The following is a 231-nucleotide window of genomic DNA, read 5'->3' as shown; positions in this document are numbered from 1 at the left end:
ATCCAGGCGGTCGAGGTGCTCTACGTGGCCCAATGCCGACTCGACCAGGGCGGCAGGGGTCGGCTCGCCGTATTTCTTCTGCAGGTCCTTTTCCAGGGAAACGGCGTTGACGCCGATGCGGATCGGGATACCGCGGTCGCTGGCGGCATCTACCTCCGCGCGCACCCGGTCTTCGCGACCGATGTTGCCCGGGATGATACGCAGGCAATCGACGCGCAGCTCGGCCACGCG

General features: G+C 66.7%; 1 protein-coding gene. It reads right to left on the bottom strand.

The features are described 5' to 3' along the window. Positions 1–231: flavodoxin-dependent (E)-4-hydroxy-3-methylbut-2-enyl-diphosphate synthase (locus tag M2D63_RS26220; protein WP_285865937.1), on the bottom strand; the 231-nt coding region annotated here is incomplete at both ends.

Source organism: Pseudomonas sp. BJa5 (genome assembly GCF_030272875.2).
In the GTDB taxonomy this organism is placed as follows: domain Bacteria; phylum Pseudomonadota; class Gammaproteobacteria; order Pseudomonadales; family Pseudomonadaceae; genus Aquipseudomonas.
Note: the sequence above shows the minus strand (reverse complement) of the source record. Positions and strands in the feature narration are given on the sequence as shown.